At 65.5% G+C, this 20,911-nt stretch carries 23 protein-coding genes; 10 read left to right on the top strand and 13 right to left on the bottom strand.

Features of this window, described 5'->3' with window-relative positions:
* Positions 1–2 precede the first annotated feature (2 nt).
* Positions 3–917: an alpha/beta hydrolase gene (locus EN808_RS20635; protein ID WP_135916753.1), complete on the bottom strand. Its 915-nt coding sequence runs from the start codon at positions 915–917 to the stop codon at positions 3–5.
* A gap of 121 nt (positions 918–1,038) precedes the next feature.
* On the opposite strand from EN808_RS20635, the gene EN808_RS20630 reads away from it, so the two are divergent.
* A complete protein-coding gene (locus EN808_RS20630; protein WP_135916752.1) occupies positions 1,039–1,941 on the top strand; it encodes a LysR family transcriptional regulator in 903 nt (300 codons plus the stop codon).
* 9 nt (positions 1,942–1,950) lie between these two features.
* Here the strand turns inward: EN808_RS20630 and EN808_RS20625 are convergent, their stop codons facing one another.
* The 4 genes from EN808_RS20625 to ada form a co-directional block, all read right to left on the bottom strand.
* A complete protein-coding gene (locus tag EN808_RS20625; protein ID WP_135916751.1) occupies positions 1,951–2,694 on the bottom strand; it encodes a 2OG-Fe(II) oxygenase in 744 nt (247 codons plus the stop codon).
* Entirely contained in the window at positions 2,691–3,242 is a 552-nt protein-coding gene (locus tag EN808_RS20620; protein ID WP_135916750.1) for a methylated-DNA--[protein]-cysteine S-methyltransferase, read from the bottom strand. The genes EN808_RS20625 and EN808_RS20620 overlap by 4 nt, the downstream gene beginning before the upstream one ends.
* A 297-nt stretch (positions 3,243–3,539) precedes the next feature.
* Complete coding sequence (locus EN808_RS20610) at positions 3,540–3,755, bottom strand: hypothetical protein (RefSeq protein ID WP_245464454.1); 216 nt, start codon at positions 3,753–3,755, stop codon at positions 3,540–3,542.
* 22 nt (positions 3,756–3,777) lie between these two features.
* Entirely contained in the window at positions 3,778–4,893 is a 1,116-nt protein-coding gene (ada, locus tag EN808_RS20605) for a bifunctional DNA-binding transcriptional regulator/O6-methylguanine-DNA methyltransferase Ada (RefSeq protein ID WP_189524144.1), read from the bottom strand.
* Between the two features lie 86 nt (positions 4,894–4,979).
* Between ada and EN808_RS20600 the strand changes: the two genes are divergently transcribed.
* Entirely contained in the window at positions 4,980–5,201 is a 222-nt protein-coding gene (locus tag EN808_RS20600; protein WP_135916748.1) for a transcriptional regulator, read from the top strand.
* Between the two features lie 67 nt (positions 5,202–5,268).
* Here EN808_RS20600 and EN808_RS20595 read toward each other — a convergent pair whose 3' ends face one another.
* Positions 5,269–5,961 carry a helix-turn-helix domain-containing protein gene (locus tag EN808_RS20595; RefSeq protein WP_135916747.1) on the bottom strand — a complete coding sequence of 231 codons (693 nt, stop codon included), beginning with the start codon at positions 5,959–5,961 and terminating at the stop codon, positions 5,269–5,271.
* 175 nt (positions 5,962–6,136) lie between these two features.
* Between EN808_RS20595 and EN808_RS20590 the strand changes: the two genes are divergently transcribed.
* Positions 6,137–6,463, top strand: a complete 327-nt coding sequence (locus tag EN808_RS20590; RefSeq protein WP_127279716.1) for a DUF1330 domain-containing protein — start codon at positions 6,137–6,139, stop codon at positions 6,461–6,463.
* A 112-nt stretch (positions 6,464–6,575) separates the two neighbouring features.
* On the top strand, positions 6,576–7,106 hold the full coding sequence (locus tag EN808_RS20585; RefSeq protein ID WP_189524143.1) for a hypothetical protein: 531 nt from the start codon (positions 6,576–6,578) through the stop codon (positions 7,104–7,106).
* 61 nt (positions 7,107–7,167) lie between these two features.
* On the opposite strand, the gene EN808_RS20580 is transcribed toward EN808_RS20585, so the two are convergent.
* Entirely contained in the window at positions 7,168–7,617 is a 450-nt protein-coding gene (locus tag EN808_RS20580; protein WP_127870364.1) for an ester cyclase, read from the bottom strand.
* Between the two features lie 232 nt (positions 7,618–7,849).
* Between EN808_RS20580 and EN808_RS20575 the strand changes: the two genes are divergently transcribed.
* A complete protein-coding gene (locus EN808_RS20575; protein WP_135916746.1) occupies positions 7,850–9,955 on the top strand; it encodes an EAL domain-containing protein in 2,106 nt (701 codons plus the stop codon).
* A gap of 102 nt (positions 9,956–10,057) precedes the next feature.
* Here EN808_RS20575 and EN808_RS20570 read toward each other — a convergent pair whose 3' ends face one another.
* Entirely contained in the window at positions 10,058–10,252 is a 195-nt protein-coding gene (locus EN808_RS20570; RefSeq protein ID WP_189524142.1) for a hypothetical protein, read from the bottom strand.
* Positions 10,253–10,451: 199 nt separating this feature from the next.
* On the opposite strand from EN808_RS20570, the gene EN808_RS20565 reads away from it, so the two are divergent.
* Positions 10,452–11,171 (top strand): 3-keto-5-aminohexanoate cleavage protein, encoded by a 720-nt coding sequence (locus tag EN808_RS20565; RefSeq protein WP_135916806.1) that lies wholly within the window; start codon positions 10,452–10,454, stop codon positions 11,169–11,171.
* Between the two features lie 18 nt (positions 11,172–11,189).
* On the opposite strand, the gene EN808_RS20560 is transcribed toward EN808_RS20565, so the two are convergent.
* Positions 11,190–12,704 (bottom strand): AMP-binding protein, encoded by a 1,515-nt coding sequence (locus EN808_RS20560; RefSeq protein WP_245525107.1) that lies wholly within the window; start codon positions 12,702–12,704, stop codon positions 11,190–11,192.
* Between the two features lie 38 nt (positions 12,705–12,742).
* Entirely contained in the window at positions 12,743–13,558 is an 816-nt protein-coding gene (locus tag EN808_RS20555; RefSeq protein ID WP_135916743.1) for a p-hydroxycinnamoyl CoA hydratase/lyase, read from the bottom strand.
* A 122-nt stretch (positions 13,559–13,680) separates the two neighbouring features.
* On the opposite strand from EN808_RS20555, the gene EN808_RS20550 reads away from it, so the two are divergent.
* Both EN808_RS20550 and EN808_RS20545 read left to right on the top strand, forming a co-directional pair.
* Entirely contained in the window at positions 13,681–14,166 is a 486-nt protein-coding gene (locus EN808_RS20550; RefSeq protein WP_245525106.1) for a MarR family transcriptional regulator, read from the top strand.
* A 125-nt stretch (positions 14,167–14,291) separates the two neighbouring features.
* Complete coding sequence (locus tag EN808_RS20545; RefSeq protein WP_135916742.1) at positions 14,292–14,855, top strand: cytochrome b; 564 nt, start codon at positions 14,292–14,294, stop codon at positions 14,853–14,855.
* Between the two features lie 6 nt (positions 14,856–14,861).
* On the opposite strand, the gene EN808_RS20540 is transcribed toward EN808_RS20545, so the two are convergent.
* The 3 genes from EN808_RS20540 to EN808_RS20530 all read right to left on the bottom strand — a co-directional run bounded on the left by EN808_RS20540 (position 14,862) and on the right by EN808_RS20530 (position 18,955).
* Positions 14,862–15,962 carry a serine hydrolase domain-containing protein gene (locus EN808_RS20540; protein ID WP_135916741.1) on the bottom strand — a complete coding sequence of 367 codons (1,101 nt, stop codon included), beginning with the start codon at positions 15,960–15,962 and terminating at the stop codon, positions 14,862–14,864.
* A gap of 186 nt (positions 15,963–16,148) precedes the next feature.
* On the bottom strand, positions 16,149–17,777 hold the full coding sequence (locus EN808_RS20535) for an ABC transporter substrate-binding protein (RefSeq protein ID WP_135916740.1): 1,629 nt from the start codon (positions 17,775–17,777) through the stop codon (positions 16,149–16,151).
* A 44-nt stretch (positions 17,778–17,821) separates the two neighbouring features.
* Entirely contained in the window at positions 17,822–18,955 is a 1,134-nt protein-coding gene (locus tag EN808_RS20530; protein WP_135916739.1) for an FAD-binding oxidoreductase, read from the bottom strand.
* A gap of 136 nt (positions 18,956–19,091) precedes the next feature.
* Between EN808_RS20530 and EN808_RS20525 the strand changes: the two genes are divergently transcribed.
* On the top strand, positions 19,092–19,709 hold the full coding sequence (locus tag EN808_RS20525) for an XRE family transcriptional regulator (RefSeq protein WP_135916738.1): 618 nt from the start codon (positions 19,092–19,094) through the stop codon (positions 19,707–19,709).
* A gap of 334 nt (positions 19,710–20,043) precedes the next feature.
* On the top strand, positions 20,044–20,748 hold the full coding sequence (locus EN808_RS20520) for an SDR family oxidoreductase (RefSeq protein WP_135916737.1): 705 nt from the start codon (positions 20,044–20,046) through the stop codon (positions 20,746–20,748).
* Positions 20,749–20,911 lie beyond the last annotated feature (163 nt).

The following is a 20,911-nucleotide window of genomic DNA, read 5'->3' as shown; positions in this document are numbered from 1 at the left end:
CGTTACCTGGAGAGGAAATCCGTGATCAGCTTGACGGTGGCATCAGGGTTTTCCTCCATGATCCAATGACCCGAAGCGGGCACGACGGCTCCGGTCACGTCACTGGCGACGAGGCGCAGGATGTCGGCCTGGCTGGTGCCGGCCGATTTTTCCGCACCCGCGGCGAGCACCGGCATGGACAGCTTGCCGCTGCCGGCCAGCATTGCCTGGTTGTCGATGGCGTCCTGGTCGAATGCCTTGAACTGCTCGAAGGCGTCATGCATGGCATGCGGCCGTGCATAGAGTTTTGCGTAGTGGACGCGCGTCGCCTCGTCGATCTTCTTCGGGTCGGCCGACAGTTCGTTGTAGAAGCGGTCGAGGTAGATGCGCTCGCGACCCGCGACCAGCCGCTCCATGTCGGGGCCTCGGAAGTTGAAGTGCCACAGCAGCGGGCTCTGCTTGATCTTGTCCCAGTCGCCTATGCCCGGCAGCGGCGCGTCGATGACGACCCATTTGGCGATGCGCTTGGGATATTGCGCGGCCAGCGCATAGCCGACCATGTTGCCGATGTCGTGCGTCACCAGGTCGGCCTTGTCGACCTTCAGCGCGTCCATCACGCCGGCGATGTCGACCGCCTGGTTCTTCTTGGTGTAGCCGTCGTCGGGATGCGCCGAAAGGCCCATGCCGCGCAGGTCCGGCACGATCACCGTGTGATCCTTCATCAACGCAATCGCGGCCGGCGCCCACATGTCGCCGGTATCGCCGAAGCCATGCAGCATCACGATCGCCGGACCCTTGCCGCCGACGCGGACGTGCAGGCTGGTGCCGTTGGTCTTGATCGTCTGCGTCTTGAAACTGGCAGGAAAAGCGACCACGCGGGCCGAGGCCGGAACGCTCATTGCCAACAACCCGAGCACGATGACCAAAGGACGAAACATGAAAGCACTCCTGGAGATTTTGTTCTATCACCGCGGTATCGCGGTTTTGGGAACTATGACACCATGTTCTTGATTTCGTTAGGCGACGGTCGCCTGATTGTGAATTCGCGAAAGCCGAACAATGCTGAAGCTCGAAGCCGCCGCCGCCTTTGTCGCCGTGGCGGAATCCGGTTCGATCACCGAAGCGGCACGGCGCATGGCGCTGTCGAAATCCGTCATCAGCGAGCGGCTGTCGGAACTCGAACGCGGCCTCGGCACGAAGCTGCTGGACCGCACGACGCGCAAGCTTTCCATCACCGAGACAGGACGAAGTTTCTATGAACGCGCCAAGCGCATCATGCAGGAGGTGGCCGATGCCAGCGCCGAGATCGCCGAGCGCCGCGGTGAACTCGCCGGGCCGCTCAGAATAGCGGCGCCGACCAGTTTCGGCATCCTGCATCTCGGCCCGGCCCTGTATGGCTTCCTGGCCAAGCATCCGAGGATTGAGCTGACGCTCGATCTCGACGACCGCTTCGTCAGCATAGTGGCCGACGGCTACGACGCCATTTTGCGTCACGGGCCAGTGGTCGACGACGGCCCCGTTATCGTCAGGAAGCTGGCTTCGAGCCGGCGCTTCCTGGTGGCAGCGCCGGACTATCTCGAGACATTCGGACGGCCCGGGACGGTCGAGGACCTGAAACGCCACAAGGGCATCATCTATTCCATACGGGGCGCCGCCGACTGGCGGTTCAAGGTTTCACGGCGGCTGACGACTGTCCGCCCTCAGACCACGTTGCGCGTCAACAACGGGATCCTGATGCGCGATGCCGCGCTTGCCGGCCTCGGCCTGGCCCTGCTTCCCGCCTATTTTATCCAGGCGGAAATCGCCGACGGGCGGCTGGTGAGCATCGATGTCGGCGCCGAGCCGGAAGGAGCCAGCATCTACATGGCCTTTCCCGAGGACCGGCGCGGATCCGCCAAGCTGCGTGCGCTCACCGCATGGCTGCGCGATGTGTTCGGCGACCCGCCCTATTGGGAAGCATGAGGCCGGCATTCACCTGGCATCGTGGAAGATAATGCCGACCGTGTGGCGCATGCCTGAGCGCAGCCGGCTGACGCCGTGGCGCAGATTGACGCGGTAATTGCCTTTCGTGCCCTGCACCGGCCGGTTGTGGACGGCGAAGGCCACCGCATCACCCTGGCGCAAGGGCACCACCTCGACCCGGCTCTGCATGCGCGGCCGCTGTTCGGTCAGCGCGAATTCGCCGCCGGTGAAATCCTCGCCGGGCTCTGAAAGCAGGATCGCCACCTGCAGCGGGAAGGCGAGGTCGCCATAGAGGTCCTGGTGCAGGCAGTTGAAGTCGCCGGGCACATATTGCAGCAAAAGCGGCGTCGGCCTGACCTGGCCGGCGGCATGGCACTGGTCGAGGAACGCGGCATGCGTGGCGGGGTAGCGCATGGGGATCGCCATGCGCTCGTTCCACCGGTTGGCGACCTCGGCCAGCCTGGGATAGAGCGCGCCGCGCAGGCCGCCGATCAGGTCGGGCAGGGGATAGCGGAAATAGCGGTATTCGCCCTTGCCGAAGCCGTGCCTGGCCATGTGGATGTGGCTGCGGAAATGCTGCTCCTGGGGGTAGAGGCCGGCGAGCTGCCGGCACTCTTCGGGTGAGAGCAGCTTTTCCATCACCGCGCAGCCGAAGCCGTCGAGCTCGGCGGTGAGCGCCGGCCAGTCGTAGGCGGCGATGCGTGTCTCGGCGGCTTCGATCAGCGATGGGGCAACCCTGGCGTCGGCGTTCATATCGCCGCCTCCCGCTCCAGCAAGGCGCGCTTGCGTTCGGTCCCCCAGCGATAGCCGGACAGCGAGCCGTCGGCGCGCAGCACCCGGTGGCAGGGAATGCCGAGCGCGATGGCGTTGGCGGCACAGGCCGTCGCCACGGCGCGGGCGCCGTCCGGCATGCCGAGGCGCCGGGCAAGGGCGGTGTAGGTGATGGTGGCCCCGCATGGGATCGTGCGCAGCACCTCCCACACACGCTGCTGGAAGGGCGTGCCGTGGCGCATGTCGAGCGGCAGGTCGAGGCCGGCGCCGGGCATTTCGATGAAGCGCGCGATGGCCGCGAGATCGTCGCGCAAGCCGGCCTCGTCTTCGAGCAGCACCCTGCCGGGGAAGCGGTTGGCGAGATCCTGTTCCAGCGTATTGGCGTCGGAACCGATCAGGATGGCGCAGATGCCGATAGGACTGCGCGCCACGAGGATGCGTCCAAGCGCGGACTGGCCGATGGCATAGGTGATGGTGTCCAGGGCGGCGCCGGCGCCCGTCGCCGGCATATGGGTTTGCATGCGGTTCATTGCCTTCACTCCTTCTGTGTGCCTGAACCCTAGCCACGGCCCGGATGTTCCTCACTCCGATGCTTGCTTTCAAATTCAAATCTCGGGCGCCTGAGGACGCGGAGGCAGGTGCTCTACGGCGCCCCCCTCTGTCCTGCCGGACATCTCCCCCACGAGGGGGGAGATTGGATGTCATCATCGCCTTCGCCAATTTCCAACGTTGCAAGAATGAGCGGGGCGCCAAAACTGCCGATCTCCCCCCTTGTGGGGGAGATGTCCGGCAGGACAGAGGGGGGCGCCGTAGAGTGCTGAGGTGTACTAGGCGACACGCGTGACGCAGGCCTCGCCGAGCAAGAACACCTCGCCTGATAACAGCCGCAGCTCGATCTCGCCGGTGGCGGTGCGGTTCCACTCAGCCTTGCCTCCGTGGACCAGTTCGCCGATGGCGGCCATGACCAGCGCCTTCGCGTCCTCTCTGACGGCAGCGCCGTTGGCGATCTGGCTGTTGGCACCGGTGGTGGGAGACCTGGCCATCGCGCGCATTGCCGAATCCTCGTCAGGCCCGCGAGGACCGGTAGGTCGTCGCCGTCCCGCCGGCCTCGCGGTCGAGCAGCGCGCGTTTGCGCTCCGCGCCCCAGGCATAGCCCGACAGGGCGCCGTCCTTCCTGATCACGCGGTGGCAGGGAATAGCGACCGCAAGGGCGTTGGCCGCGCAGGCGGCGGCGATGGCGCGGGTCGCCTTCGGCGCGCCGATACGCCGCGCGATCTCGGCATAGGAAACGGTGTGGCCGGCCGGGATGTCCCGCAAGGCCTGCCAGACGCGCTGCTGGAACGCGGTGCCGCGCACGTCGAGCGGCAGGTCGAGACCGAGCGCCGGCGCCTCGACGAAGCCGACGACGCGGGCGACCAGCGCCTCGTAGTCACCGTCGCCGCCGACCAGCCGCGCCTTGGGGAAACGGTCCTGCAGGTCGCGCACCAATGCGTCGGGATCCTGGCCAAGCAGGATGGAGGCGACGCCCTTGCGGCTCGATGCGACCAGGATGGTGCCGAGCGAAGTTTCGCCGACGGCGAAGCGGATCTCTTCGTTGGCGCCGCCGGCGCGATAGCGCGTCGGCGTCATGCCGAGCATGCCGGTCGACTTTTCGTAGAAACGCCCGCTCGAATTGAAGCCCGCATCGTAGATCGCCGATGTCACGCTGACGCCGTCTTCCAGCCCCTGGCGGACGCGGGCGGCACGCCGGGCCGCTGCATAGTCTTTCGGCGTCAGCCCCGTGACCGCCTTGAAAACGCGGTGGAAATAGCCGGGGCTGCGGCCGGCGGCATCAGCCAGTTCGGCGAGCGAGGGCTCGTCCTCGCTCGCCTCGATCCTGCGGCAGGCATCGGCGACCATCGCGGCGTTGGCGGCCTCGAGCGAAGGGCCGTCCGGATTGCAGCGCCGGCATGGGCGAAAGCCTGTCGCCTTCGCCTGGTGTAACGTGTCGTGCAACTGGACATTGGCGGGGTTGGCGCGCCGCGACGGACAGGACGGCCGGCAATAGACGCCGGTCGTGGCCACCGAATACCAGAATGCGCCATCGGCCGACTTGTCGCGCGCCACGATGTGCGCCCAGCGTGGATCGTCGGCCACCGGCAGTGGCGCGGGTTGCAGATGTTTGGTCAGGGTGATGAACATGGGGGTATTGAAGCCGTGGAAGGCCGGCCCCGCCACCCGTTTCCTGCCAACAAAGAATATGACAAGATCGCCCCGGAGAAGGTGTGATGGAAAACATTCGACCCATTAAGACCGAAGCCGATTATGATTGGGCGATCGCCGAAATCACCAAGTACTTCGAGAATGAGCCGGAGATCGGCTCTCTCGACGGTGATCGCTTCGACGTTCTCGCAACTCTGATCGAGGCTTATGAGAACAAGCACTACCTGATTGGAGCATCCGATCCCGTTGACGGGTCGCATCCAGCCGGACTCAAAGACTCGCTGTAAGTCCTTGTTTTCGTGGCATGCCGCCCAAACTCGATGTGCGTTTTGGGGGCGGCATGAACCGGTTCTCCTAAGCCGCGCGCTTGGGTTCGACCGCGAACGGACTGAGGCCGAGCCAGGTCTGCATCTGCCTGCCGATGGCCTGGTCGCCGGTCAGGACGACCTTCGCGCCGGCCTTCTCGACGGTGAGCAATCCCATCCAGATTGCCGTCATCGTGTGCAGGTCGGTCGAGACATAGAGGTCGACGTCGAAGCCCGGATCGTACCAGCACAGGTCGACCTCGCCGTGCTTTTCGACGATCAGCCACCAGGAGCGTTTGGAGGCGGGCAGTTCCTGATACAGAAATTGTATCACCGTCCGTCCTTCCGGCAGCGGCGAAGGGTTCAAATTGCGCCGCATGTCCCACATCAGCAGCGACGGATCGAGATTCTTCAGCGACAGCCGGGACTCGACCCATTTCTGGCCCCAGAACCCCATCGCCTCGACGACCGGGCGCAGATCGCGGCCGGCCTCGGTCAGCCGGTAGTCGAAAATCCCTTTTTCTCCCTGGACCTCCTTGCGCTCGACGATCCCCGCCAGCTCAAGCTCCTTCAGCCGTTGCGACAGAAGGGTCGGCGACATTTTCGGCACGCCGCGGCGCAGGTCGTTGAAGCGGGTCGACCCCGCCACGAGCTCGCGCATCAGCACCATCGTCCAGCGGGTGCACAGCACCTCGGTGGCCATCGATAGCGGGCAGAACTGTTTGTATCCGTGCTGGGTCATGACTGTGCCTCTCCCTCGAACCTGCGGCCAACATTAGTCCTTCGTGATTGAAGCGGCGAGTACAGAAACTGTACCGGCCCAGTACAGATCGCGGACTGGCTGGCGCTGGCCCTGCCATGCGAGCCCTTTGGCCGGTTCACGGGATACCCCTGTGCGCCGCAACCAGGAGACCACAATGACTGCTTACGTTATCGCGGACATCAAGATGAAGGACCCGAAGTGGGTCCCGGCTTACGCCGCCTCGGTGCACGACCTCGTCCACAAGCACGGCGGCAAATATCTGTCGCGAAGCGGCAATGTGACGACGCTCGAAGGCATGCCGCTCGACACGACGCTGATCGCCCTGATGGCGTTCCCGTCGGAAGCCGCGGCGCGCGCCTTCACCAGCGATCCGGCCTATGCGCCTTTCGTTTCGGCCCGCCAGGACGGCAGCGACAGCCGTTTCCAGCTGATCGACGACACCGATCTGGCCGGAACGATCCCGTACCTGCCGAAGGGATGACCGGCATTCGCCGCGTTTTCGGGATCTCCACGCAACAACAGCCACGGCGCTTGCCTGTCGCGCCGCCGTATTGCCGGCGGCCGGCCAGCCGTGCTTTTTCAACAGGAATGGAATGGATATGAAGTCAAACTTTCGCAGCGGGCTTCTCATGGCGGGGGCCGTGCTGGCTGTCTGCACGACCTTCGCACAGGCGCATCAGGAGGCGGCGGGCGCGCCGGACGCCAATCCGCTGGCCGAAAAGGTGCGGGCAGCCAACAGCCGGTTTCTCGACGTCAACGCCGCGACGGCGGAAGGCTATGCGCCCATTCCCTGCGCCAGCGGCATCACCGGCGGCGCCATGGGCATCCACTATGTCAATGGCGGGTATCTGAAGGACGACAGGATCGATATCGCCCGTCCCGAAGCGGTGATGTACGAGCCGATGGCCGACGGCACGCTGAAGCTGGTGGCGGTCGAATACATCACCTCGAAGGGGCCGGCGTCGCTCGAGGGACAGCTGTTCAACTTCAACAGCGCGCCCAACCGCTATGGCCTGGGTGAATTCTACGAACTGCATGTCTGGGCCTGGAAAGGCAACCCGACCGGCACCTTCGCCGACATGAACCCGAAAGTGTCATGCGAGCACGTGATGGCGAGCCAGTAACCGGCACGGCCAGGCGGCGCCAATGCCGCCTGGCCGAAGCCTCGAATTGGCGGGAAGTTTCTCAGGCGGCCTTGATCAGGCCGAGCTGGGTGAGGGCGGCGACGCCGTCGTCGAGGCCGATTTCCTCGACGATCCTGCCGTCGATCACCTTCAGCACCGTGGTGCCGGTGAACCGCATGGTGCGGCCGGTGGCGGCGGGCAGCGAACCGGTGAGGAAATCGCTGAAGGCCGGGCCGGTATGCGTGCCGCCGCCCTCCCACTGGCCGACGACATAGTCGCCCTCGGCGATGAGATCGGCGGTCGCCCAGAAGTTGAGATCCGGGAAGGCGGCACGGAAATCGGTCATGAAGGCCTTGATGTCGTCGCGACCGCGGCGCGGCTCGTGCAGTGAATATTTCAGCAGCATGTCGGGCGCGGCGACGGCGTCGACGACTGAGAGGTCGCAGGTTTCACCCCAGAAGTCGGTGAACCATCTGACGACGACGGCCTTGTTGTCTTCCTGCTTGGTCATAGGGAGGTCCTCTTCTTGTCTGGTTTGGAGATCACCTGTGTCGATGATCCCCAGCCATCCCTAGGACAATCGGACGCGCGCAAAACTCCGGATCTTGCCGGCCAATCGAAAGGCGCAGAGCAGCAACGGCCGGTGATGGCGGCGCACCTCCGCCGCCTTGCGCGACAAGTAACGCTTTCTTCTCTGGTTTTGCCGCAGATTGCCCCGCGGGATGGGGCAGGCGAAACGGACGATGGCGCGGCAGGGCAGGAAAAATCGCAACGGAGCGTTCTGGGCCAAGGCCCTGGAGAGCGCCCATCTTGGCGTCTGGGACTGGAATCTTCGCACCGGCGACAGCTTCTATTCGGCGACCTGGGCGCGAATGCTGGGTTACGGCGAGGATGAACTCGCCAACACCAGCGACCTGTGGCTGCAACTGACCCATCCCGACGACCGCGAGCGGGCGCTGGCCAGCGGCGACCGCCACATTGCCGGGCTGACCGACGCCATCGAAACCGAACTCAGGCTCAAGCACAAACAGGGCCATTGGATATGGGTGCTCGACCGCGGCGGCATCGTCGAGCGCGACGCCGACGGCAAGCCGCTCAGGCTGATGGGCGTGCAGACCGACATCTCGAAGCAGAAGGCGGCCGAGGCCGCGCTCGAACAGGTCAATGTGCGCTTCCGCCTGGCGCTCGCCGCCAGCGGCACCGGTATCTGGCACTATGACATGGCCACCAACAAGAGCTATTGGGACGCCCGCACGCGGGACATATTCGGCCTCGTTGCCGACACCGACGAAGTGTCGGGCGGCCTCTGGCATACCTATCTGCATCCCGACGACAAGGAAGCCACCGAGCAGGCGCATTTGCCGACGCCCGGCTCGGACAAGGTTACCGCCTCGCAATACCGCATCATCAGGCGCGACGGCGCCATCCGCCATGTCGAGTCGCTGGTGCGCTTCGTTGCCGCGGCGGGCGCGGCCGGCCTGGTTCTCGGCACGGTGCGCGACATCACCGAGGACAAGCTGCGCGAACAGGAGCTTGCCTTCGCCGCCCGCCATGACGCGCTGACCGGCTTGTGGAACCGCGCCGCCTTCGACAGGCTGCTCGCCGACCATATCGCCACGGGCGTGCCGCTCGCGGTGTTCTACATCGACCTCGACTACTTCAAGGCGCTCAACGATTTCGCCGGCCATGCCGCCGGCGATCTGGCGCTGAAGAGCGTCGCAGCGGGCATTGGCCGCTGCCTGCCGCCATCGGCGCATGCGGCGCGGCTCGGCGGCGACGAGTTCGCGCTGATGGTGCCCGATTGCGACGCCGTGCAGGCCGAGCGGCTGGCGGGCGCCATCCTGGCGGCCGTGCGCGACGCCGATCTCGGCGTTGCCGCGACCTCACGCCGGCTGGCTGCCAGCATCGGCATTGCCATCGTCCGCGACCGCGTCACCACGGTTGCCGACGCGCTGGCCTGCGCCGACGATGCCTGCTACGCGGCCAAGGCCGCCGGGCGCGATCGCTTCGCGCTGTTTTCGACCGATGCCGTCTCCGGCTCGGGCGGCCTCAACGCGGCACGGCTCGCCGCCGACACGGTGGACGCCATGGAGGACGGCAGGCTGAAGCTGTTCGGCCAGGAGATCCACCGGCTGGGCAGGCCCTGGGAAGAGACCCGCCATGTCGAGGTGCTGGCGCGGCTTGCCGGAAAGGACGGTCGGCTGATCCCGCCCGGCGAGTTCATACCGGCGGCGGAGCGCTTCGGCATTGCCGCGCGGCTCGATCGCTGGATCATCCGCACCGCGCTGTCGCGGCACGGCGCGGCGATGAAATCCGGCGCGATCACGCTCGGCTTCAACCTGTCGGCGCAGACGCTGAGCGATCCGGGACTATGGGACTTCGTCGACAGCATCATCGAGGAAACCGGGGCGCCGCATTCGGGCATCGGCTTCGAAATCACCGAAACCGCCGCCGTCACCAATTTCGATGCCGCCGAAACCTTCGTGCGCAAGGCGCGCGAGCGGCACTGCAGGGTCAGCCTCGACGATTTCGGCGCCGGCATGAGCTCGTTCGAATATCTCAGGCGCTTTCCGGTCGATGCCATCAAGATCGACGGCTCCTTCATCGAGCACGTCACGGAAAGCCGCTTCGACCGCGAGATCGTGCTGGCCATCACCAGCATTGCCCGCAGCCTCGGTTGCGCAGTCGTCGCCGAGAAGATCGAGCGGCAGGACACGGTGGCCATGCTGGATGACATGGGCGTCGAGTTCGGCCAGGGTTTTCTGCTGCACCGGCCCGAACCGCTGGAGCGGATCGTGGCGCGCGCGGCGCGAATGGCCGGCGGCGCATCGAGACGCATGGCGTCCTGATGGACAAAACGCATGTCGCTCCAAAAGCGACCTGGATAGCGACATGCGTGAAGACGAAGACTTGATGCGCAGACTGAATCCGTTCAGCGCGACGCGTTCTGTTCAGCCGAGCCGGCGCGCCGCCACTCGCGAAAATTCCAGTACCCCCGGTTCCGGCTTCCTGTGCTGTGCTTCCGCCACGGTCTCGATCAACAGGTCGAGGGCCTCGCAAGTCAAACGGCTCGTCTCGTCATTGCCGCGCAGATAGTGGTAGGCGCGTTCGAGATGGAGCCGGGCGGCTGAAAAATCGCTGGTCAATGGTTCCCTCCATGATCCCGCCCTAATGTATTTTGGCTGGCCTGGCGCAAGGTGGGGTAAATATCCACAGGCGCCTTTTATTCAAATGCTGGCAAATACCGCGCGGCGATGGCGCCGCCGTGTCAGGAGTGGCGGCGCCGCGGCTTTGCGCGGTGTGGCGGCGCGGCTAGACTGCGCTCTTTTGTCCGAGGTGAAATCGATGATCGTCCAGGCCTGCATCAACGGCGCGCGTCCGCGCGATTTCCATCCCAGCCTGCCGCTGACGGCGCAAGCGATGGCCGGCGATGCGGCGGCCTGCGTTGCCGCGGGTGCGGCCGAACTGCACATCCATCCGCGGGGCGCCGACGGGCGCGAAAGCCTGGCGGCGGTGGATATGACGGTCCTTGCCGTGCGCCAGGCCTGTCCGGGCACATTGATAGGCGTATCGACCGGCGCCTGGATCGAGAACGATGTGGCGCGGACCCGCGCGGCGATCGCGGCCTGGCGCGAACTGCCCGACTATGCCTCGGTCAATCTCTCGGAAGCCGACGCACCCGCCGTGATGGAGTTGTTGCGCAGGCAGGGCGTCGGCATCGAGGCGGGGCTTGCCACCACGGAAGATGCCGAGCGCTTCGTGGCGCTGGCCGATCATGGCCGCGTGCTGCGCATCCTGATCGAGATCGACATACCGGACCTGCCCACGGCCCTCGATGAGGCGCACGGCATCGCCGCCGTGCTCGAGCGCGCCGGCGTGCGGCGGCAGATCCTGCTGCACGGCGTCGACGGCACTGCCTGGCCGTTCGTGGAGCTTGCGCGGCAAAAGCGCTGGTCGACACGGGTCGGGCTGGAGGACGGCAAGACGCTGACCGACGGAACGGTGGCGAAGGACAATGCGCAGATCGTGGCCGCGGCCGCCGCAATCTTCCGCTCCACGAGTTAAGCTGAACCGCGGCCCGCCTCAGACTTGCTGGCCGTCTGGTGCAGTCCACGCACGCAAAACGTGTTTCTGGATCTTGCCGGACGCGGTGCGCGGCAGCGCCTCGGCGGGCAAGAACTCCTTCGGCACCTTGTAACGGGCGATGTGGGCGGCGCAGTGACTTGCCAGAGCGGCCGGATCCAGGACCCGACCGGATTTGACCACGACGAAGGCGCGGCCGACTTCGCCCCAGCGCTCGTCGGCGACGCCGATCACGGCAGCTTCGGCGATATCGGGATGGTCGAGCAGCACCATCTCGATTTCCATGGGATAGACGTTCTCACCACCGGAGATGAACATGTCCTTGCGGCGGTCTACGAGGGTGACGAAGCCTTCGTCATCGCGCCGCGCGATGTCGCCGGTGCGGAACCAGCCATCGCTGGTGAAGGCGCGCGCCGTCTCTTCCGGCCGGTTCCAGTAGCCCGGCGTGATCGAGGGGCCGGACAGCCATATCTCGCCCGGTTCACCGGCGGCGACGTCCTGGCCGTCGTCGTCGACAATGCGCAGGCCGATCGTCGGCGCCGGCAGGCCGGCCGAGCCGGCCTTGCGGGCGATCCGTTCGGCCTCGACCGGCATGCCAAGCACGGTGCCGGCTTCCGTCATGCCGAAGCCATCGACCATGCGGATGCCTTGCGTCAGCCACCAGTTGATTTCGGCGGCCGGGTTGGGTGCGCCGCCGGTGAAGATGGCGGTGAGCGAGGTCCAGCGCGCCGGGGCAAAGTCGGAGTGCTCACGCAGCATCCTGGCCATCTGCGGCACGCAGAAATAATGGGTGACGCCAAGCGTGGGGTCGGCCAGGCGGCGGTTGGTGGCAGCGGCATCGAAGCCGGGCGAGATCAGCACCGTGCCGCCTTGCAGCAGCGGCGGGCGCAGGCTGGTGACGAGACCGATGACGTGGAACATCGGGGCATCGCAGAGGAAGACGCTGGCATTGCCGACGCGCCCCAGCACGCCGAAATTGACCGCGGTCGCCAACGCGTTGCGTTCCGTGACGACGACGCCTTTCGGCCGGCCCGAGGTGCCCGACGTGTAGAGGATGATCGACGCCGCATCGCTGTCCGGCAAGGGACGGCGCGGCGCCGGTGCCTGGGCCTCGATCGCCCTTGCGAAGGCCGCGACTTCGACCGACAGGCAGCCTACCGGCAATGTCATTTCGAGTGGCGCGTCATGCAGCAGCAACACCGGGCCGCAATCGGCCAGGATCGCCTGCCGTTCGGCGCCGGCGAGGCGCCAGTTGAGCGGCACGAAGACGGCGCCGAGCCGCATCGCGGCCTGCTGCAGGATAAGCAGGTCGGCGCTGTTGCGGGCAAGCGAGGCGATCCGCTGCCCCTGTTCGAGGCCCCAGGCGGTTTCGAGGACGCCGACGGCGCGCTGGATGGCCCGGTCGAGCGCCGCATAAGTCCAGCGCCGGCCGGATGCCAGGTCGACGCAGGCAAGACGATCCGGCTGCGTCCCGGCATGCAGGGCCACGGGATCCGATGTCGTCCAGGCCGGCATTCGCATCTCCTCCCAGATTGCGTCGATGGTTTATAGCGTCATCTGGCCTTGTCGTAGGCGCCAAGACCCGGTTTGTAGCTCTTCTCGTCGATGAACTGGCGGATGCCTTCCTTGCGGCTGTCATTGTCATGGAAGTTGGCCGCTTCCTGCGCCCGCACGAGATAGTCCTCGGCATTGTCGTAGGTCATCTCGGCGACACGGCGGATGGCATCCTTGGTCGCCTTCAGGGCAATCGGGTTCTTCTTCAAAAGAACGTTCGCGACCTCGGTGACACGCGTCTTCAGATCGGCCAGCGGCAGGCTTTCATTGACCAGCTTCCAGGCGGCGGCCGTCCTGCCGTCGATGAGTTCGCCGGTCAGCGCGTGATACATGGCGTCGCGCATCGACAGGAGATCGACCACCACCTTGGTGGCGCCGCCGCCGGGCAGGATGCCCCAGTTGATCTCGGACAAAGCGAATTGCGCCTCGTCGGCTGCGAAAGCGAGGTCGCAGGCGAAGAGCGGGCCGTAGCCGCCGCCGAAGCACCAGCCATTGACCATGGCGATGGTCGGCTTGCCATACCAGCGCAGGCGCCGCCACCAGCCATAGGCTTCGGACTGCGCCTTGCGGATGGCGCCGAGGCCCTTGGCTTCGGTCTCGCGGAAATACTCCTTGAGGTCCATTCCCGCCGACCAGGCGCTGCCTTCGCCCGACAGCACCAGCACGCCGACATCGTCGCGGAATTCGAGCGCGTCCAGAACCTCCATCATGCGCCGGTTGAGCGGCGGGTTCATGCAATTGCGCTTGTCCGGCCGGTTGAATCGCAACCAGGCGATGCCATTCTCGACATCGAAGGCAACGGGCTCTTCGGTCATGGTCAGTGTCCTCCCATGGATTTCACATGCACGGAAATTGCTATGATGCATAGCTATATATTTGCTATGTCGCATAGTCTTTTCTGCTTGACAAGGACTTTGATCGCGGCGATCGGTTCAACATGGATGAGATTCACACCGATCCCAGCGCGCGCCCCGATCCTGGTGAGCCGGGGGCGATGGTCGAAGGCGCGCTCGACGCACAGATAGGCTACAATCTCAGGCGTGCCTCGACCTTGGCCTTGAGTGATTTCGCGGTCGAACTGGCCGATGCGGCGCTGCGCCCGGTCACCTACGGCATGCTGGCGCTGATCGACGAACAACCCGGCATCCGTGCCGCGGAACTTTGCCGCCAGCTCGGCATGAAGAGCGCCAACATGGCGCCGCTGCTCGCCGAACTCGAGGGGCGGGGGCTGGTCGAGCGCGACGACCATGCCGACGACAAGCGCGTACAGGTGCTGACTCTGACAGCGGCCGCACGCAAGGCCATGCCCGGATGGCGGCAACAGGTTCGCCGGCACGAAGACCGGTTCCTGCATCGGCTGACAGCCAAGGAGCGGGCAACGCTGCTTCGCCTGCTGCGCCTGATCTGGACGGAGCAAGGCTAGGTCCTTGCCAGCCGCCGGCGAACACAGCACCGCCGTCCCGCGGCAACCCATGTCATTTGAGGACAGATGAAATAAGGCCACATTCGAGGGCGATGGGAGATGTCAAACAGCTTTGGAGTTCTCGCATGTCGCTATCCGGTACGACAACCCGCTATGGACGCCTCGCCCAGGCATTTCACTGGCTGACGGCACTGCTGGTGCTCATTGCCTTCCTGGTCTCCGCGGGTGGTCCTCCGGAGCGGGTCTATTCAGCGGCCAGGGCGTCGACGCTGCTGCTGCACGAGTCGCTCGGCTTCGCCGTTTTCTGTCTGCTGGTCATTCGCCTGATCTGGCGCCGGTTCGATCGCATTCCCGATGCTCCGGTCATGCCGGCCTGGATGGAGGTCGCCTCCAAGGCAACGCATTGGGCGCTCTATGCGCTGCTGTTCGCGGTTCCGGCGACAGCCATGGCCGGCGCCTTGTTCGGCGGCCATCCGGTCACTGTCTATGGGCTGGGAGCGATCGGTCCGTTTTCCGGCACCTGGGGCGCTCCGCTGACCGAGATCCACGGCACGCTCGGCGATATCATCATGTGGCTCGCCGGCCTGCACGCGGCCGCCGCCATCTTCCATCACGTCTTCCTTCGCGACCGGGTGCTGAGCCAGATGCTGCCGGGCCTGCCCGATCCATCGTCCGGGCAGGGCGGCTGAACGCGGTCAGTCGAGAATGATGCGGATCGCCTGATCGACGACCGGATGCAGGCCGCTGGCCTGGAAGGAGAGGCGATTGCCGGAGCCGACATTGCTGGTCATGGCGATGGTGAGGTCCGTCTCGGGATCGTGCAGCATGACGGCGACATAGCCTGGAATGCTGCCCTGGTGGCCATAGAAGGCGCGGTCGGCATAGGTGCTCTGGAACATGCCGGCACCCGTCTCGCGCATGCGCGTGCCTGGAAAACTCGCCGGCACGCGGTGTTCGAACATCTCGGCGAAGAAGGGCTGATACAACAGCTTGCCGCAGAACAGGCCCCGCATGAAGCCCACCATGTCGGATGGCGTCGACACCATGTCGCCGCAGCCATAGGCGGCGCCGAACGGGAAGGAATCCGAAGAGTCCTGCAGTTCGTCGGAATAGGGCAGCACGCCGTCCATGCGCCACATCTCGCCGCCCGAGGCGATGTCGGTGGGCGCGTTCGACGCTGGCGGCGGCCGGTGGTAATAGCCGCGCACCATCGATGTTTCCGGGAAGGGTTCGGTCGCCGGCGACCAGGTGTTCTCCAGGCCGAGCGGCTCAAGGATCGCGCTTCGGACATAGGCGCCGAGCGGCTGGCCGGTGACGGCCTCGATCACCATGCCGGCCAGGACATAGCCGGTGTTGTTGTAGACGGCGGGTCCGCCCGGCGCCTTCTGCTTGTCGGAGGCGAAGGCGATGTCGACCAGCTGTCGCGGCGTCCATTGCCGGCCCGGGTCCATCGGAATGTAATATTCGAATTCCGGCAGGCCGCTGCGATGGTTGATCAGCTGCCGCACCGAAATGTCTTTGGCGCCGGGCAGGTCCGCGAACCAGGAGGAGATGGGCGCGCCAAGGTCGAGCTTGCCGGTCTCGGCGAGCTTGACCAGGGCGGCGGCGACGAAGGTCTTGGTGCAACTGCCGATCTTGAAGAGCTGGTCTGACGCGACAGGGGTGCCATGCGCGCGGTCGGCGAGACCGGCGGTGAGGGCGGTTGGTGTCTCTCCATTTCGCGCATAGGCCAGCGAGGCGCCTACAGCGCCATCGGCGAGGTAGCGGTCGAGGAGGGAGGTCAGGTTCTTTGTCATGGATGTCTCGCTTTCCTTTTTCCTTCTCCCCTTGTGGGAGAAGGTGGATCGGCGCGCAGCGCCGAGACGGATGAGGGGTGCGTGACGGAGTGAGGCGTTGGCGTTCCCTGGAACACCCCTCATCCGACCTCGCTTCGCGAGGCCACCTTCTCCCACAAGGGGAGAAGGGAAGGGCGGCGCTCCGCTCTATTCCGCCATATCGACGGCGGCGAAATTCTGCCGGCCGAAGGGGTCGAGCACATAATTCAGCACGCTCTTGCGGATCGGGATCGCCACCATCGAATGGGCGATCGGCGCCACCGGCACGTCGGCCTTGAGGATCGCCTGCGCCTTGCCGTAGATCGCGGCGCGTTCTTTCGGGTCGGCGGCGACGCGGCCTTCGTCCAGCAGTTTTTCGAAATCCTTGTCGCACCAGCGCGAGCGGTTGGAGCCGCCCTTCACGCCGTCGCAGGACAGGAGATAGCTCAGCATGTTGTCGGGGTCGCCATTGTCGCTGCTGCCGCCGAGCAGGAACGTGTCCTGTTCGCCCGCCGCGGTGCGCTTGAGATATTCGCCCCATTCGAAGCTGACGATCTCCGAGTGCACGCCGACCTTCGCCCAGTCGGCCTGGATCATCTCGGCCATGCGCTTGGCGTTGGGGTTGTAGGGGCGCGACACCGGCATCGCCCACAGGCTGACCTTGAGGTCGCTTTCGTGGCCTGCTTCCTTCAGCAGCTTCTTGGCGCCATCGGGATCATAGTCGATGCCGGCATCGGTGACGGCGCCGAGCTGCGCCGGCGGCACGACGCTGCCGGCTACGGTGCCGGCGCCGGCATAGACCGCTTCGACGATCGCCTTGCGGTCGATGGCCTTGGCCAGTGCCGTGCGCACGCGCACGTCGCCCAGCGGCTGGTGTTCGACGTTGAAGCCGAGGATGCCGATGTTCTGGCCCTTGAGATCGAGCACCGTGATGTCGGGGTCGCCGCGCAGATCGGCGACCGCGCTTGGCGGCGGCGGCGCGGCGACCTGGCATTCATTGGCCTTGATGCGCTCGACGCGGGTGGTCGGCTCGGGCGTGACGGCGAAGACCAGCGTGTCGATCTTCGGCGCGCCGCGCCAGTAATCCTTGTTGGCGGCGTAGCGGACCTGGCTGTCAGGAACATAGGCCTGAAGCACGAACGGGCCGGTGCCGACCGGCATGCTGTCGATCAGTTCGGGCGTGCCGGCCGCGACCATCTTTTGCGTCTGCTCCAGCGACAGGATGGAGAGATAGTCGAGCGCCAGCCCGGCCAGGAAGGTGACGTTGGGAGCCGTCAGCGTGAAGCGCACCGTGTGGTCGTCGACCTTGTCTATCTTGTCGATCAGCGTGCCCATGCCCAGCGCGTTGAAGTACTCGTAAGCGCCGCCGCCGAGCTTGTGGTAGGGATTGTTGGCGTCGCGCTGGCGGTTGAAGGTGTAGAGCACGTCGTCCGCGTCGAAATCGCGCGTCGGGGTGAAATGCTCGTTCGACTGGAATTTCACGCCGTGCCTGAGATGGAAGGTGTAGGTCTTGCCATCGGGCGAAACATCCCAGCTTTCGGCCAACGCCGGACCCACCTCCGTCGTGCCCGGCTTGAACTCGACCAGCCGGTTGAAGATCGTCTTGGCGGCTGCATCCATGGTCGAATCGGCGATGCCGATGGCCGGGTTGAAGGTCTCGGGATTGGCTTCCGAGCAATAGACCAGGGTCTTGGCATAGGCCTGCCCGCCGAGAAGCACGGACGAGGCCAGCAGCGTCGAGGCCAGAAGGGATGGGGCCAGAAGGGATGAGGCAAGCACTGCGCGCAGGGATTTCATCGCAAACGCTCCTGATGGCACATTCGGGGTTGAGGGAAGGAACTTCATGGCGTCGCTGCCGGGGCAAGGAAGCGGTCGGGCGCCAGCGCCGCGGCGGTGACGCCGAGCGCCGCGACATCCGCGGGCAGGGGCTCGCCGCGTATCAGCGCCGCGCTCATCCTGGCCAGTGTCAGCGACACCTGAAAACCGTAGCCGCCCTGGCCGCCGAGCCAGAAGAAGCCGGGCAGGCGCGGGTCGAAGCCGGCGACAGGCGTGCGGTCGGGCGCGAAGGTGCGCAGGCCGGCCCATGGCGTCGACGGACGGCCGATGCGCATCGACGTTGCCTGCTCGATGCGGTCGACGGCGATGGCGACGTCGATGTCTTCCGGCCAGGCGTCGCAAGGCTCTGAATCGGTCTCGTCGGCAAGCGAGCCGATCAGCCTGCCGGCATCGGGCTTGAAATAGAACTGTTCGTGCAGGTCGACCACCAGCGGCCAGTTGGATATGTCCGCCCCGGCGGGCGCATCGAACAGGAAGGCGGTGCGCCGTTTCGGCTGGAAGCCGAGGCCGGAAAGACCGGCCAGGCCGGCGACGACATCGACCCAGGCGCCGGCGGCGTTGACGACGATGTCGGCCGAGTAGACCCCGGCGCTCGTTTCCACCCGCAGGCCGCGGCCGTCGGGCGAGATGGCGCGGACTTCCTCGCCGGTGCGGATGATGCCGCCGCCGGCTTTCAGCGCCGAGGCGCTGGCCGCCAGCATCTTGCCCGTGTCGACATCCACCGCGTCCGGCTCGTAAACGCCGCCGCAGGTGGCTTCCCTGGCTATGACCGGGACCAGCGCGTGAAGCTCGGCCGCCGACAGGCGGCGCACGCTGGGCACCAGCGCCTGCAATTCGCCGGCCAGCCGGTCGATGGCAGCGTCGTCACCCGTCCAGCCGACATGCAATGCGCCGCGCCGATGGGCGGCGAAGCCGCCGTCGGCTATTGCCTGCCGGCTGGCTAGCGTCAGCGCGCGCACCAGGCGGTTGCCATAGATCTCGCTGAACAGGGCGGCGGAGCGGCCGCTGGCATGGTAGCCGAGATGCGGTTCGCGCTCGATGACGGTGACTTCGGCCCAGTCCGCCATCTCGGCGGCAAGCGAGAGGCCGGCAATGCCGCCACCGATGACGATGATCTGTCCGGGAGAGTTCGACCGCATCCTCAAGTCGTAAAAATAATTTCGTATCCAGTCAATATTTAGCGTATAAGAAAATTGTTGGTGTTGTTGATGGCGGTCGGGAGTTCGACTACCTAGGGCGGACAAACGGCCCGACCGCCGCGCCATGGAGCTGACAATGTCGGAGCAACCGAACCTCGGTGATTGTCTGCGTTCTTTGAGAAAGAGACATGGGTGGACCTTGCAGGAGGTCAGCACTCTCACCGGCGTCGCGGTGTCGACGCTGTCCAAGGTCGAGAACGACCAGATGTCGCTGAGCTACGACAAGCTGTTGCAGATCTGCGAGGGGCTCGGCATCCATGTAACGGAACTGCTCAGCGGCGACCGCAAGCAACCGGCGGCGCGCACCCGCCGGTCGGTAACCTCGCAATCCAACACGCTGCGCCAGCTGACCCGCAACTACGACTACCGGTATCTGGCCACCGACCTTGTGCGCAAGCGCATGGTGCCGATCCACGCCTATGCGCGCGCCCGCACGCCGGAGGAATTCGGCCCGCTGACCAGGCATGCTGGGGAGGAATTCCTGATCGTGCTCAAGGGCGAGATCGAACTGCACACCGACCAGTACGCGCCGGTGCGGCTGAAGGCGGGCGAGAGCGTCTACATCGATTCCACCATGGGCCATGCCTACCTGTCGGTGGGCGAGGGCGACGCCGAGATGCTGTGCGTTTGCTCCGGCGACGAACCCGATATGGAAGGCACGCTGCTCTCCGTGCTGGAGACGGTGGAAGGGTAGGGGGCAATTGGCCGCGTCAGTTGCAATTGGCTGATGTCGGCGCTGCCCCTCACCTGCCTGCCGGAATCCTCTCCCCGTAAAGTGACGGGGAGAGGGGGGCTGTGGCGGATGATTTCGCCAATCCCCAACGTCGCAAGTAAGGGCGCCGGCGTTGCGACCGGCTTCTTTCCCCCCGTCACTATACGGGGAGAAATGCCCGGCAGGGCAATGAGGGCAGCGCCACCCGCCCAAGTTTTTTGCAGATCGATTCAGTCTTTCTGGTTCGAACTGCCTGGCGAAACCGGCTATAGGACCGCTGAAACCGCGACTCCCGCCAACCCAAAAAGGAAAATCCATGAGCTCAGAAAAGACAGCCGTCATCGTTGCCGGCGGCAGCGGCATGGGGGCGGCGGCGGCCAAGCGCCTGGCGGCGGAGGGATTCAAGGTCGCCATCCTGTCCTCGTCGGGCAAGGGCGAGGCGCTGGCCAAGGAGCTTGGCGGCATCGGTGTCACCGGCTCCAACCAGTCGAACGAGGATCTGCAGCGCCTCGCCGACCTGACGCTGGAGCGCTATGGCCGCATCGACGTGCTGGTCAACAGCGGCGGCCATGGGCCGCGCGCACCGATCCTGGAGATCACGGACGAGCAGTGGCACACCGGCATGGACGTCTACCTGATGAACGTCATCCGGCCGGTGCGCATCGTGGCGCCGCAGATGATCAAGCAGAAGGGCGGCGCCATCATCAACATCTCGACCGCCTGGGTGGCCGAGCCGAACGCGATGTTCCCGACCTCGGCCGTGTTCCGCGCCGGCCTTGCCGCCTACACCAAGATTTTTTCCAACACCTATGCATCGGACAATGTGCGCATGAACAATGTGCTGCCCGGCTGGATCGACAGCCTGCCAGCGACCGAAGAGCGCCGCGACAACGTGCCGATGCAACGCTACGGCACATCGGAGGAGATCGCCGCGACCATCGCTTTCCTGGCGTCGGAAGGGGCGGGCTATATTACGGGGCAGAGTATCCGCGTGGATGGGGGCGTTATCCGGGCGCTGTGACATATTAAGGGGCGTCGCGTTCCTTCGCGCCCCCCTCTGTCCTGCCGGACATCTCCCCACAAGGGGGGAGATTGCAGTGTTGGCGCCCCGCGCCTTTTTGGAACGTTGAAACAATGGGCGAGAGCCGCAATCAAAGCTGATCTCCCCCCTCGTGGGGGAGATG

The organism is Mesorhizobium sp. M8A.F.Ca.ET.165.01.1.1, from assembly GCF_004792065.1.
Taxonomy (GTDB): domain Bacteria; phylum Pseudomonadota; class Alphaproteobacteria; order Rhizobiales; family Rhizobiaceae; genus Mesorhizobium.
The sequence above is the reverse complement of the archived record's forward strand: the minus strand, read 5'-3'. Positions and strand labels throughout refer to the sequence as shown.